We start from the raw sequence: 14,606 nt of genomic DNA, 5'->3' as shown, positions 1-14,606 counted from the left end.
CCTTGTTATCGGAGGCTCCCCTGAATGGAAACTTGATTTTGTGCCTACTTCAGAAGGATTTTACAGTTTCACAGAAAACCGTTATATTTACCAGTTCAGAGACCACCTTGGCAATGCGAGGGTAAGTTTTGCGAAACACAGCGAAGGCGTTCTGGGGGTTACCGATACTAATAACTACTATCCTTTTGGATTGAATCATATTCAGGGAATGATTAGCAGTTCTAGACTTGGAGGGTATTATAGTTATAAGTACAACGGAAAGGAACTCCAAGAGACGGGAATGTACGATTATGGAGCGAGAATGTATATGCCGGATATTGGAAGATGGGGTGTTGTGGATCCGCTGGCGGAGAAGATGACCAGACATAGCCCTTATAATTATGCTTTTAATAATCCTATAAGATTTATTGACCCAGATGGAATGCAGGCAGAAGATAAGATTAAGATCTTTAACAATGGTAACATAGAAAGAACAAAAGACAATAATGCTTATGATACTATTACAAACGAAGATGAGTCTAAGTCTATCCAGATTGCAAGGACAGGTGTATCAGAATCAAATCCAACTGGAGATTCGCAAATAGGAGATGCTAAGACAGAAAACATTGTAACACAAGGTCATGATGGAGAAGCAGGATCATCCAGATATACATATTTACAAATTCAAAATTATGATGTTGCAACCCAGTTTTTTGAATTTGCTGCTAGTAATACAAAAGTCGAATTTGGACAGGATAGATTAGGTTTTTCAGATGGTTTTAATACAAATATTATAACTACAAATCATACAGCTAATTCGAGTTCTAGTATAGTTAAGACAATTGGTTATGTTAATGTAAGCCTACCAGGATCAAGTTCTTCTCATTTTATAAATATGGCAACAATTCAAGAAAGAGTTCACTCTCATATATCAGGTTCAGAACCTGGTCCTTCAGGATTTACTTCTTTTCTTAGAAAGGGAACATGGGTAAGTGAATTATCACTACCTACGGGTGATCGTATAAAATATGATATAAATATTAAAGATTCATATCAATATACGCCTAATGTAGGTTATTTTAGATATAGTAACGAAGTGTCTGTATATACAGGTAGAACAAAAAAATAAAAATATGAAAAGATTTTGTTTACTAATGTGCCTTATAATTCTTTGTAGCTGTAAAAATTATTTTTATAGCCAAAAGAAAAGTAACTTATATCAAGATATAGTTAAAACATATATTGAATATAGAAATTCAGGAAAGATTTTAAATAAAGAGGAAAACATATTATTAATTGGAGCTAATACAAGTAAATATTATGAAAATAGCTATTGGGTGGATGTTACTTTTGTAAGTCCAATGTTATTGCAAGATGTAAAATACACTAAAGTCTATCAAATAGGTGGTTATAAATTAATTATAGATGAATCATTAAACAAATCAGATATATTAAACAAATCATTTAAAGAAACTAAATATGAAAATTTCAATTTAGCAAAAGATCTAATAGATTACAATACTAAAAATTGGCATATTATCTTTAATTCTAAAAATGAAATTATTCGCATAACATCTCCTTATCAAAAATCAAAAGAAATAAAAGAATTGCTTATGAGAAAAGGAGTAAAGTTTTCAAAGGACTACGAAGAGTAAAACTATATAACAAATTAAGAGACTGCCTTTGAGGTAGTCTCTCTCTTTATAGTAAGATGTAAGAGCTACAAGTACAACGGGAAAGAACTCCAAGAATCTGGGATGTATGATTACGGCTGGAGACAATACATGCCGGATATTGGACGTTGGGGTGTTGTAGATCCTTTAAGCGAAAAGGGGCATAATTTTTCCCCCCGCTGGCGCGAGCGTCTCGCTCGTGTCCATCTGAGCCCTAAATAACCCGACAAGATTTATTGATCCTGATGGAATACAAAATCAGGATATCACATTGGGAAAAATATATCATTGGAAGCGCAAAATAAGATTGTTAATAATTTGGAGCAAGAAACAGGACTTAAATTATCAGTTGGAGACGATGGGAAATTAAGTTATACAGAATCTTCTGATGCAGGAGGAAGTCAAACAGCTCGTGATATGTTGAAAGGTGCTATTGAAATCATAGAACTGACGATCATATGAATTCAATACTAAATGATCATCAATCGAACCCACAGGACACGAGGTGAAATAATAGATGGAGTATATGGTTCAATAGTGACATATGACTTGAATATTAACGTTACAGCCGGAAGATCTTCTGAAATAAAAAAAATACTGCTTAGCAATAGGCAGTATTTTTAGTTTTTATTTTTACGAATATGCTTTTTTAGCTTTATGATCTCGGATAAAAATGGACTAATTGTTCACCATATACTTTTATCGGTGACAGAACGATTGATCAATCCAGCCATCATCTCAAACTCTGCTCTAATAGAAAAATTATTGAGCGGTTTGCTGGGCCTTTTTTATCCTTTCCTCAATAACCCTCCAGTCATAAAAATGGAAAACCCTTCCATTGCTCATAGCGACAAATACTCCTTTGGGAAACTTAGGCCCTAAGTTGACATTCGTCACCTCTGATCCATCGCTCTCACTTGTGGAAACGGGGATCTCTGCAATTTTTCCTCTGGCCGGATCTTCTCTAAGATATACATTAAATGTATCTTTCTGTTGATTCGAAACCAGAATATAACCTGTTTGAGAGGAGGTAGGGTAGATGGAGATTCCTTCCACATCAGATTTAAAATCACCCTTTCCGAAAACAAGGAGTTCCTCATTTCCTTTCGACGGATCTGCATAATACTGATGCACTCCAAACTGTTCATCAGAATAATAAATATAACCCATCTCATCATCTACGGCAATACTTTCGATCTCTTTTAATCCGCTGTATTTTCCGAACTTACGCACTGCTTCACCCGTTATTTTTCCGTCTTTTTCAGACAGTTGATACTGCCACAGATACCCATCTGCCGGACCGGATTTTCGACCCACAACAGCGTACATTTCACCGGATTTCGGATTTTTGTACATCGAAATACCCATAGGATCACGTTGCATTTCACCATCAAACACAGTAAATGCACCTACTTCCTTCAGATCCGGGAGACTATATAATTTTACTGTATTCGTTTCCCTTTCCGTAACGGCAGCAATATCTGTTGGTTTTCCGTTCAGCATAAAACCATACTCCAGATCTACATTGTTTGGGCGTTTTAAGCCGGAAACTTTGCGGATGATCTTTCCGTTCAGGTCAAAAGCATAAAGGCCACCATCAGTATCTTTATCAGTCCCGATAATGATGCTTTGGGAAGCATTTGCCGGATTGATCCATATTGCAGGATCATCCGTATCATGGACTACCGTTTCGGTAATGACTGAAGGTGTTATTTTTTTTCCTAATGATTGCGTGCTGCAGCTTACCACAAAAGGTAAAACTGAAACAGCCAGTATAAATGGTATCTTTTTCATGCGTTTAAAAATCAAATTTCACTCCTAAAGTGAATCGGGGTCTGTAATATTCTACCTGGGCAGTTCTGCTCTGGATTCCCTGGTAATATCGTAACGGTTGATTGGTCAGATTATTGGCTTCTGCAAAAACTCTCAGTTGACTGGTGATTTTATATGAAGCATTGGCATCCAGAAAAACCTGTTTGTCATAATAACGGTCCTCAAATGCTTTTCCCCCTAATTCATCAATATAATGAGAAGCATAATTCATAGAAACCCTTGCCGAGAAACGCTTATTTTCCCATGAAAGCGATCCGTTGAACATATGAGGAGCCGCGCCTGGAAGTCCTACATCCGTTCTTTCCACACCGTCTTCATTTGTGATTCCCTTTGCTTTTGACTTGGTGTAGGTGTAGTTGACATAGACGCCAAGACCTTTCCAGAAAGCTCCCGGAATGAAATCCAATTGTCTTTGAAGCGCCACTTCAAAACCGTAAATATCTACATTGTCACCATTACGCTGCTGGTTAAATCTCCAGTTATCCGCTCCCGCAGGAATAGGATTAGACTGTCCTCCAAAATCATTGGCGAAATCATCGGAAGTATAATTTCTTCTCGAATACGTATAAATAAAATCTTTCAGGTTCTTATAAAAAACACCACCGGAGAGAATCCCTACAGACTTAAAATACTTCTCCGCCATAAAATCAAAATTATAAGCATACGTCGCCTTTAAATCCGGATTTCCTGCCGCGATGGTTTCATCCGCTGAAATAACGTTAAGATAAGGAACCAGTGAATAGTAATTGGGACGCGCTAAAGCCGTTGTAAAAGCTGCACGGAGGATAAGGTCCTGAACCGGAACATATTTAAACGATAGATTCGGAAGGACATTGGTGTAAGAATTGGTACGGTTGATTTTCCCTGCCAGATCCTCTTCATCCAAAACATAATTTCCGGTATAGTCGATTTTTGTGGTTTCGAAACGGGCTCCCACGATCATGGAGAATGTATCGCTGAAATCCTGGTCCCATCTGATATAGCCCGCATAGATGTTTTCTTTTGCCGTATAATTGCTCGAAAGGAATTCTTCCGGTTTAGATTCACCATTGAATAAATTCGGATTAAAAAGATCCAGACCGCCAACATAAGAAGGATTGACGAAAGTTCCGGGAACATAATTCCCGGGCTGGAAATTGTGCCCGTCAAGATGGATTGTGGGAACAGACAGCAAGCTTCCCATATCATTTAAAGGGTCAAAAGCATAATAATCATTGTTTCGCTCCTTTTGTTTTAATCGTACTCGGATACCCGTACGAAGCCTTCCTTTCTGGTTTTCAATCACAGAAAAAGGAAAACGGACATTCACCTTTCCTCCAAATTCCTTTTCCTGAGTAAAGCTGTTCGAATCCGAAAGATCGCTGAGCTGATAAACCCCTAAATTATCTGCAGAAAGAGGAGTGATCATTGGCCTTCCCGGATCACTCAGGTCAGAAGAGAAATTCATCTTTCCGTTTTCAAACTCTATCATGCGTTCGTGAGGTTTCTTTTCACTTGCCGTTGCATAGTTCATCGACCAGTCAAGATCGATCTTTGAACCTAAAAGATGTTCTCCTCTCAGGGCATAGTTTTGAACTTTCTGTCTTTCCAGACGGGTGTTGTCATTATCAGAATCTCCACCTTTATTCTGTCTCGTAATGCTTCCTTTCCATCCTGTGATTTCAGTTTCATCACTATTATAAACAGGTTTTACTTTATACCCCAGAGCGAATCTGTTTTCCTTATCCGTTCTGAAATTGTACATCGCTGAAGCATAGATCTTGTTTTTGGAGTTGAATTCATAATCCATATTCAGATCAAAACTGTGTCTGATCCGGTGTTCATTATAATAACGAACTCCCATTTTACTGATGTAAGCAGTCTGAGCAACGTCATTGGCAAGACTCCAGGTAGGCTCTATATTGTCTGAACCAAAATTATTATTGTTATAAGAAAAGCTGAAAACAGCCCCTAATTTCTTGTTTAAAAAACGGTTTCCGTAGACCAATCCTGCGGTGTAATTTCCCTTTTCACGAATAGGATTATAACCTCCGGCCAATGTTGCAGAAATTCTCTGTCCGTTAGGAGAAGCTCTTGTAATCAGGTTTACAGAACCACCGATGGCATCGGCATCCATATCGGGAGTCAGAGTTTTATTCACCTCAATTGTCGAAATCATATCAGACGGAATAAGATCCATCTGAACATTCCGGTTATCTCCTTCAGCAGAAGGAATTCGGTCTCCGTTTAGTGTTACAGAATTAAGATTGGGCGCCAAACCTCTGATGATAAGATTTCTTGCTTCACCCTGATCATTTTGTATGGTGATTCCCGGAACACGCTTTAAAGCATCTCCGATATTGGCATCAGGAAAACGTCCGATCTGATCAGCTGAAATTACATTTGTGATATTGGCGTTATTTTTTTGCTTGTTCAGTGCTCTCGCCTGATTTTTCAGTGTAGATCCGCTTACGACTACTTCTGCAATCGTGGTTTCTTTTCTGGTGAACAGAATATTCTGTCTCGTATTCTTTTCAGCTTCAACAGTCACGCTGTATTCACTGGTTCCATAGCCCAGGTAATCCACTTTCATAGTATAATTTCCAGGAGGAACATTCAGGAAAACGAAATTACCATGGTCATCTGAGGTGGTATAGATATTTCCGGGTGTCAGAGATATCTTGGCACCCGGAAGAGATAATTTTGAATCATCATTAATATTTCCGGAAAGACTACCAGTCTGTGCATAAAAAAATAGAGAGGCACAAAACAAAACAGAGGTAAAAATTTTCTTCACTTTATTAGTTTATATTAGATCTGAGCAAAATTAAACGTCTGTTTGGGAAAATACCTGAAATTAAGATTACGATTATTTTAAGGATTTGTGAACAACTGATAATAGTCCTAGAGCTTCGAGCTTATTTTTCTAAGATATTACTTTCAAATTTTTCGTAGTTTAGGTTAAATAATAAATCGAGTTTTCATGAAAAAACAAATCCTGTTTCTTCCATTATTGATATTCATCTTTTCATGCAGTGGAAACAAAAATGATTCGGTGAAAAAAGAAGACAAAGAAGCATTGTCTATTGAAGATATGCCAGATAAAGATACCGCGTATGATACGATCAAGACCCAAAATACAGAGGGCCATCAAAAGCTGATCAATGATCTCGGTGTGGAATTACAAAAAGCAGGTTTCAGTTTTGAAATGAGAAAAAACCAGAACCGGTCTTTCAATAATTGTGAAGAAAACAGAGTGAAAGTAATAGCCGGAAACGGAATAAGGGAGTATTTTGCAAAAAGTCATAAACCAGAAAAAGGAACGAAAGATTTTTATCCTGATTTCGTCATCCGGGTATATGAATTTAAGTCTGAAGCGGATGCTGAAAGAAATTTTAAAGAACTGAATACCGCACTATATTCCCGGGGAAGGCATTGTAACGGAAAAGCTCCCGAAAAGCTGGTGATCAACGGAAGGGAAATCTATGATCTGTCAACCCGTGCAGAAATGTTCAGAGCTTATATTGAAAAGTATAGTAAAGTAATTGAAGACTATCATTAGTTGCATTTTATTGTTATAGATTGTATTCTTCATGAAATAATTTGAACTTAAAAGGATGGACAATACATTTTCGAAAGAATTAATAGAATTGGCTCAAAAGGACCTTTCTGCAAGAGATCGGTTGATGTCGGAAGGTCAGCTTTCCGGTGGCTATCATCCTGAAATGGAAATGATCCACAGAAAGAATGCGGAAAGGCTTCGGGAAATCATTAAGGAAATTGGATTTCCAACAGTTTCAAAAGTCGGTGCACAAGCCGGGAACGCAGCATGGCTCATTATTCAGCATTCGATTGGGGAGCCTGAATTTATGAAAAACTGTTATAAGATGATGATGGAAAACAGTAATGATATCCATCCATCAAATATTGCCTATTTGTATGACAGGATTCAGGTTTTCGAGAGCAAACCGCAGCGGTATGGAACACAATTGACCTCAGAAGGAATTCCTTATCCTGTAGAAAATAAAATGCATCTTAATAAAGAACGGCTAAAAGTAGATCTTCCAACTTTTTCCCCGGAAGAGATCAATAGGATTTCCGGTGCAGAAGATATCCCCGAAATCGATAGAAAAGATATAGATTATAACAGGTGGAGACTCAAAGTAGGGTGGATTTCTGCATTTCCGTCAGGAATGTAAAAAGGATGGAATCATGAATTCATGTTTTTTGAAAACCCAATGAATTTCAGGATTTACAAAAGGTGCAGATTTTCATCTTTTTGTTTTCTGTATTCAAGCATCTGGAAATAGAATGTATTAGCATAAATAGAGAAAAAAAAGAAGGATAAAGAGATATAAGAACACTTTCGTGCAGGGAATCAAGGCGCTTTTTCGTGTTTTTCAAATTTTTTGAAAATAATACTATAAAAATAAAACATTTTGAATATCGGCCAGGTAAAATAAGTCTGATCTTTGAATCCTATTCTGTATCAGATTATTATATCTAAGGGAAATCTTAAATAGAGTAGTACTGCTGCTGTCAAAGTTCAAAATTTTTGATAAACAGCTAAAAATATTTTGTCAGTTCTAAAAAACTTTATATATTTGCACCACTGAAAACAACGGTACAGCCGTTATTCAGGAGAGATGGCAGAGTGGTCGATTGCGATAGTCTTGAAAACTATTGACTGTAACAGGTCCGGGGGTTCGAATCCCTCTCTCTCCGCTGGTAGAGATACTAAAATAAGCTAAAACGCTGTAAACATCAATGTTTACAGCGTTTTTTGTTTTGCGCTAGAATCAAAAAAAATCAAAATAGGTCACGATTTATATGACCTATTCCGTGACCCATCCTGAAAATTTGAAAATGGGTCACGAAAAATTCAGGGAAAGCCGACTAACAGGCAGTCTAACGATTGTACATCTTGCAGAAAGTGGTAATAAAAAGTAAATTATTAACAATTAAAGTTACCACACTATGAACAAAACATTCAACCTGTTATTCTTTATAAAAAAGAATAAAATCAGAACAAACGGAACTGCTCCCATCTACTTACGAATCACGATAGATGGCAAGGCAGCGGACATTGCCGCTAAGAGGTACATCGACCCACAGAGATGGGATGTTAAAGCACATAAAGCAGTTGGCAACTCTCAGGAGGCGAAAACGCTTAATGTGTATCTTAAAACTTTGGAACAACAAGTTTACGATTCTCACTACCAGATGCTGAAAGAAGAAGACTTTGTAACATCTGAAGGTTTAAAATCTAAACTGCTTGGAACCGATGTTTCCACACGAATGCTCATTCCTATTTTTCAGGATCATAATGATAAAGTGGAAGCACTGGTAGGTCAGGATTTTGCCCCCGGAACATTGGAGCGTTATAAAACATCGTTAAAGCATACGCAGGAATTTCTAATCTGGAAATATAAAACATCTGATATTGACATTACAAAAATCGATCACGCTTTTATAATGGATTATGACTTCTGGCTTCGGAGTGTACGCAAATGCGCTAATAATACTGCAGTAAAGTACATCAAGAATTTTAAAAAGATCATTCGTTTATGTATCGCAAATGGATGGCTCACCAAAGATCCCTTTTTAGGCTACAAAGCAAAGCTTAAAGTAGTGGAACGTCCATATCTTACAAAGGAAGAAATTCAGACAATCTATGAAAAGGAATTTGCGTCAGAAAGGCTAAACCAAGTACGTGATATTTTTCTTTTTAGTTGCTATACAGGTTTAGCGTATGTTGATGTAAAGAAATTGACGAAATCTAACGTCAATATTGGAATAGATGGCGACCAATGGATATTCACACATCGTCAGAAAACTGATACCTCAACCAGAGTTCCATTATTACCTTTAGCACAGGAACTGATTTTAAAATATGAAGACCACCCAGAATGTGTAAATTCAAATGTCTTGTTTCCCGTTCTCAGTAATCAAAAAATGAATTCCTATCTTAAAGAAATTGTGAACGTCTGTGGAATCAATAAAGAGCTGACGTTTCATATCGCTAGACATACTTTCGCTACAACTGTAACATTGTCTAATGGCGTTCCGATTGAAAGTGTAAGTAAAATGCTGGGACATACTAATATAAAAACTACACAGCATTATGCGAAGATTTTGGATAAGAAAGTGAGTGATGATATGTTGGCTTTAAGAAGCAAACTTGACAATAAATAAAAGCTATTATACTATTTTTTAGCTTCTTGTAGGAGATTCTTTTCTAAGCCTGAAGGATTGTTTTTTCGAAATAAACTTCAGGCAAAATAATTTTAATTTCTTGTAATGTATCTTCTTTTAACCAATATACTATGAAGTTCACTTTTATGCTTTTTAATTCATATAATTTTGTTTTCATCTGCTCTATTCTCTGTCGAAATTGTTTAGAAAACCTTAAAATAGGTTGATGACGAGAATTAACACATTCATTTCCATTGAAGATTAATATATCTCCACATTGAAGCTCTGAAACCAGATGCTGTTTGTTTATAAAATAATCCAGCCATACATCCTTATAGGTTAGATGCATAGCTAATTCGTTCGGCTGGAAATATAATTCATTATCCTCAATACGCATTAAATTATCTACAAAAAAATTATCAAGAAATTTAGAATTTGTATGAATATTTAAGTTGCGTTTTGCTCTGGTAATACCGACATATAACTGTCGTTTAACTTCATCTGTTGAAAGATTAAAGTTCTCAAGTAGTAAAAAAACATTATCAAACTCTTTACCCTTAGCCTTATGGATAGTTGATACAAAAATGGTTTCTCCATTTTCATTAAAAAAATCTTCTAGTTTGGATTCTCTTACAAATACTTCCAAATCAGATTTGTATTTTCTTTTAGTGTTTGTGGCTTCAAACTCTTTGATAATATTGCCACAAATTTCTAGCTTATCACTGCTTTGAAATTTATTCTTCAGTTCTTTTTTTGCTATTTCCCATACCTCATCACTAATAATGAATGTATCACTGTCTAAGTTTAATTTACTTAAGAAGAATCTAACTTCTACAAGGTTATACAAACTGAAACCGTCATTAGTTTGGATTAGTTTTGCTGGCATTTTATTTTTTAAAAGTAGACCCGTAATCTGCAAAGCCTCTTCATTTGTCTTTGTCAGCACACATGTAGTGCCTGAGAGATTCATATTAATTATATCTGAAACAGTAGGTGTGGTCAGATTTCCACTTTCGTATTTTACAATTTTTATTTCTCCATTGTCAATTTGCGTAGATAAAATTGGTGTAATCTTTAATCGATGCGAAATCTGCTTAACAAATTCATTAGCAAATACAACAAGATTACTTTTACTCCTGTAATTTTCTATTAACTCATATTTAACAGCATTATTGGACAAAATAAACTGCTCTAAATACTTTGAGCTTGCACCTCTGAATTCATAGATATTCTGATCATCATCTCCTACAGCAATAACCCTCATTTCCTCATTTTGTTCCATCAATGTATTGATAAGCCTATGTTCATCCTCATCCATGTCTTGAGCTTCATCAATTACTAGTACTGTTTTGGTAATTCTGCTCGCTTCAACTTCACCATTTTTTATTTTCTCAATTGTTTTTTTCAAAATTGTATCAGATTTCTCTAGGTTTCCGACTTTACCTAATAAATCAAAACAATAGGAATGAAATGTTTTCATTTCAACATAATTGGCTGCATTTCCAATAAGCTTTATCAATCGTTTTTTAAATTCGGTAGCAGCTGCTCTGGAAAAAGTTATCATAAGTAGCTGCTCTTGCTTAATATCCTCCATTAGAAGAAGGGATGCAAGTTTATGTACAAGCACTCGTGTTTTCCCACTACCTGGTCCAGCCGCTACAACAATATGTTGTGCTTCTTTGTCGTTTATGATTTTTAGTTGTGTTGGAGAAAGTTCTCCAAAAAGCTGATTGAATTTTGCTGGTGTTAGATTACGTCTAATCTCATTCTGCCTACTTCCTTTAAAATATTTACTGAGAAAGGATGTATAATTTAACTGAAAATAGTCTTCTACGAATTGTAAAGCATTTTGATAATCGGTAATCATTTTCTTTGCGTATTCTCCAACAATGTGGATTTGCTGAATCTTGTTTTCGTAAAATTGATTTAGTCTTTGATAGTCATCCTTAGTATATCGTTTTTTATTATCCTGTTCTGTACGCTCGATGGTTAATCGGTTATAAACGACTAAAAAGCCTCCCTCAATTTTTATGGCCTCAATTCTTGACAAATAAAATAATGTATCTTCAACATCCGTAATATCGACGTCTATTTTAAATAGATTTTGACTACTCTCATAAGCAGATTTCAATTCATGAACTGAAAATTCTACGAGTACTTCATCTTTATCAGCTTCATCTTTCGTAGCTTCCAAATTACTTTTCCTATACAGAAATTCCACAATGAAACGAGCCAATTCATGTCTTTTTTCAAGCTTGTCTTTCAATATTTCTTTGGAAAATAGGCTAACAACAGCAACATGGTTTTTTGAATATTCTAGATTTTGTCTTTTGATCCAATTCTTAATTGACCAGAAGTTGATAATCGTTTTTATTTGGTTGGTATTAATATTTTCACATCCCATATTTTCCGCCTCCTCATTAAGTTCTTTGATATGAAATACCTTTTCCTGCTGATCAAAAAACGGAAGTAAGAAATTTTCAATTTTACTGAATGACTCAACAATATTAAGTGAGCGATTTATATTCTCTCCTCTTTTGATAAATGCCGTTAAGTCTTTTGTATCTGCTAAAATTTTTTCTTCACGGAGAAGAGTTAAAATATTAATTACTTCCTCTTTCACTATACCCAAATGATCGCTAATATAATCAACCCTAGATTCTGCGGTTTCTTCGTTGGATTGCTTGCGACTTTTGCTTGAAAAAAGCTTCTTGATAATTCTAATACCTTTTTCTTTCTGCTTTTCTTCAAATTTTGTAGATAAATTGATTTTGTCAATAGCTTCCTGCGCATTTTTGGTTAAAATACTATTGGCAAAAACTCTAGGCATATTTTGTCCTCTTTTCAAATATCCTGCATCTTCCAGTGCTGCAATGGCTGTAGTTACTCTTGTTTCTATTTGTACTACGTTATCATCCCATCCTGCTTTTCTTGCTATTTCTAAAGCAGAATTGGAAACAGTTGATCGGAATCGGGTTATATCTTTAATGGCTTTCCAAACTTGTTGTATTTCTTTAATGGAGAGTTTGGTTTGATTCTGCAATATAAAATGTTTGCCAAGATCTTCTTCGTTAAAAAGCACAAAGCAATCAGCAATAATATTTTCGTCTCTCCCAGCTCTTCCGGCTTCCTGAACATAGTTTTCCAGTGAATCTGAGATTTCATAATGGATGACCATTCCTACATCTTTTTTATCCACTCCCATTCCGAAGGCAGATGTTGCAACCATAATTTGTGTGTCACCGTTAATAAAAGAATCTTGGTTTTCAGATTTTTCTTGCTTATCCATTTTACCATGATATGGCTTTGCATTAAAGCCATCTTTTGACAATCTTTCAGCAAGTAGATATGCTTTTCTTGTCCGTGATACATAAATAATAGTTGGGCAGTTTTTCTCTTCTACCAAGTCTCTTATGGCTTGATATTTTTCATCTTCATCAGCTTTTTCAAAGACTTTATAACGCAGATTTGATCTCGAAGCTTTCGATGTAAATAATTCAAGATCAAGATCTAATTTCTCTTTAAAGTAATCACGAATATCCTCAATCACCTTTTGTTTTGCTGTAGCTGTAAAGCAAGATACTGGTATTCCTTCTTCTAAATTTTTTTTATCCTGAATTGATTTGATAAAATCACCGATATATAAATAATCTACTCTAAAATCCTGACCCCAGGAAGAAAAGCAGTGTGCTTCATCAATAACAAACCGGATAATTTTTCTACCTAACATCAATCGTTCAATGCTTTTTGAACGTAATGATTCGGGGGATATATATAAAATTGAAGCAGATCCATCTTCAACTCTTTCAAATGATTTGGCTCTTTCAATTGGATCAAGCAGACCATTTATAGTAACAGCATCGGTAATACCATTTTTTTCCAGATTATCAACCTGATCTTTCATTAAAGATTGTAAAGGAGAGATAATTATAGTTAATCCTTTTGAGTTTTCTCCACTCATAAGAGCAGGAACCTGAAAGGTAATAGATTTACCGCCTCCGGTAGGGAAAACGGCGAGTAATGATTTATTATTTACTGCTGCTTGTACTGCTTTTTGCTGTAGAGCTTCACCATCATACGTTCGATATGCATCAAAACCAAAAAACTTTTTTAGTCCTTTGTGTATGTCTAATGCATTACTACAATAAGCACATCCGCTTATACAAGGTTTGTTTCGTAATAAAAGCATTAATCTTTCTACTTCCGGATAATTCTTTAATACCCAAGGCGGTGTGATGGAATGGATTTTTTTATTATCAATAAAAGAATTAATGAGTGATAAACAGTAGGCTAATTCAATACAATATCCTTCAATGATTCTAGTTAAATTAATATTTTCACAAATTTCATCTTTGAATTTTAGCCGAATCAACTGTTCAATGTCAATGTTTGCATTTGTATAATTAATAAAGCGAAAAAAGCTACTAAACTCTTTTTTATCTTTTAAAAGCAAATAAAAAATTTGCTTGAGGATTTCATCCGTTTCGTCAAAGGCTACTACTTCATCATGAAATAAATCTCTTGCTTTGATTGAATCATTGAGAGGATTATTAAGATCTTCTGTTTGAAGCTTATCATCTTTCAAAAGAGCATGATAAGGTCTTGTGGGGAATAATAGAGGAGAAAGGTACAGAGTATCTATGATGTTTTCAGGTTTAATACCTGCATCAGTAATAGCTTTCCCAATATACTTAATATCGTGATTGATGATGTTGTGTCCACAAACGAACTGGGTTGTTCCAAGAAATTGGACAAATTCTGCTATCGATGTTTTATGAAATGAGCTTCCATCATTTTTTATTCCTCCGATATCAAGGATTTTGTGACTTTTAGGGTCAATTTCAGTATCAATATATGAAATAAGACTATTGTCTTTTGCTTCTTCTGTCAATGTATATCAATAGTTATTTTGTTTTTTTATCTGCAAAAAAATAAAGATTACTATTT

General features: G+C 35.3%; 9 protein-coding genes, 1 tRNA gene and 1 pseudogene. 8 read left to right on the top strand and 3 right to left on the bottom strand.

Translation table 11 applies throughout. The annotated features are described in order from the left end of the window. The 4 genes and pseudogenes from BW964_RS22260 to BW964_RS22655 all read left to right on the top strand — a co-directional run. Positions 1-1,108, top strand: a 1,108-nt coding sequence (locus BW964_RS22260) for an RHS repeat-associated core domain-containing protein (protein ID WP_317044356.1), incomplete at its 5' end; no start/stop codon positions are given. Between the two features lie 4 nt (positions 1,109-1,112). Next, on the top strand, positions 1,113-1,634 hold the full coding sequence (locus BW964_RS21805) for a hypothetical protein (protein ID WP_123912041.1): 522 nt from the start codon (positions 1,113-1,115) through the stop codon (positions 1,632-1,634). Between the two features lie 66 nt (positions 1,635-1,700). Then, positions 1,701-1,917, top strand: a pseudogene (locus tag BW964_RS22910) (RHS repeat-associated core domain-containing protein); the annotation flags it as partial. A gap of 23 nt (positions 1,918-1,940) precedes the next feature. Next, the gene (locus tag BW964_RS22655; RefSeq protein WP_165789227.1) at positions 1,941-2,114 is read left to right on the top strand and encodes a hypothetical protein; all 174 of its coding nucleotides are present in this window, start codon (positions 1,941-1,943) and stop codon (positions 2,112-2,114) included. Positions 2,115-2,414: 300 nt separating this feature from the next. Here the strand turns inward: BW964_RS22655 and BW964_RS21795 are convergent, their stop codons facing one another. Together BW964_RS21795 and BW964_RS21790 are read right to left on the bottom strand one after the other, a co-directional pair. Then, positions 2,415-3,446, bottom strand: coding sequence for a phytase (locus tag BW964_RS21795; RefSeq protein ID WP_076510660.1), 1,032 nt, complete (start codon positions 3,444-3,446; stop codon positions 2,415-2,417). A 4-nt stretch (positions 3,447-3,450) separates the two neighbouring features. Then, a complete protein-coding gene (locus BW964_RS21790; protein WP_076510657.1) occupies positions 3,451-6,261 on the bottom strand; it encodes a TonB-dependent receptor in 2,811 nt (936 codons plus the stop codon). Between the two features lie 186 nt (positions 6,262-6,447). Here BW964_RS21790 and BW964_RS21785 point away from each other — a divergent pair, with 186 nt between their 5' ends. The 4 genes from BW964_RS21785 to BW964_RS21770 all read left to right on the top strand — a co-directional run bounded on the left by BW964_RS21785 (position 6,448) and on the right by BW964_RS21770 (position 9,659). Next, entirely contained in the window at positions 6,448-7,026 is a 579-nt protein-coding gene (locus tag BW964_RS21785) for a hypothetical protein (RefSeq protein ID WP_076510656.1), read from the top strand. A 55-nt stretch (positions 7,027-7,081) separates the two neighbouring features. Then, complete coding sequence (locus tag BW964_RS21780) at positions 7,082-7,663, top strand: DUF6624 domain-containing protein (RefSeq protein WP_076510654.1); 582 nt, start codon at positions 7,082-7,084, stop codon at positions 7,661-7,663. Positions 7,664-8,104: 441 nt separating this feature from the next. Next, positions 8,105-8,189 (top strand) — tRNA-Ser (locus BW964_RS21775). A gap of 252 nt (positions 8,190-8,441) precedes the next feature. Further along, positions 8,442-9,659, top strand: coding sequence for a site-specific integrase (locus BW964_RS21770; RefSeq protein WP_076510652.1), 1,218 nt, complete (start codon positions 8,442-8,444; stop codon positions 9,657-9,659). 43 nt (positions 9,660-9,702) lie between these two features. On the opposite strand, the gene BW964_RS21765 is transcribed toward BW964_RS21770, so the two are convergent. Continuing rightward, entirely contained in the window at positions 9,703-14,550 is a 4,848-nt protein-coding gene (locus tag BW964_RS21765) for a RecQ family ATP-dependent DNA helicase (protein WP_084176126.1), read from the bottom strand. Positions 14,551-14,606: the final 56 nt, after the last annotated feature.

Origin of the sequence: Chryseobacterium shigense, from assembly GCF_900156575.1 — a bacterium.
GTDB lineage: Bacteria > Bacteroidota > Bacteroidia > Flavobacteriales > Weeksellaceae > Chryseobacterium > Chryseobacterium shigense.
The sequence above is the reverse complement of the archived record's forward strand: the minus strand, read 5'-3'. Positions and strand labels throughout refer to the sequence as shown.

Coding starts and splice junctions, on each gene's coding strand:
- BW964_RS21805 (WP_123912041.1), top strand. CDS start 1,113: ATGAAAAGATTTTGTTTACTAATGTGCCTTATAATTCTTTGTAGCTGT.
- BW964_RS21795 (WP_076510660.1), bottom strand. CDS start 3,446: ATGAAAAAGATACCATTTATACTGGCTGTTTCAGTTTTACCTTTTGTG.
- BW964_RS21785 (WP_076510656.1), top strand. CDS start 6,448: ATGAAAAAACAAATCCTGTTTCTTCCATTATTGATATTCATCTTTTCA.
- BW964_RS21780 (WP_076510654.1), top strand. CDS start 7,082: ATGGACAATACATTTTCGAAAGAATTAATAGAATTGGCTCAAAAGGAC.
- BW964_RS21770 (WP_076510652.1), top strand. CDS start 8,442: ATGAACAAAACATTCAACCTGTTATTCTTTATAAAAAAGAATAAAATC.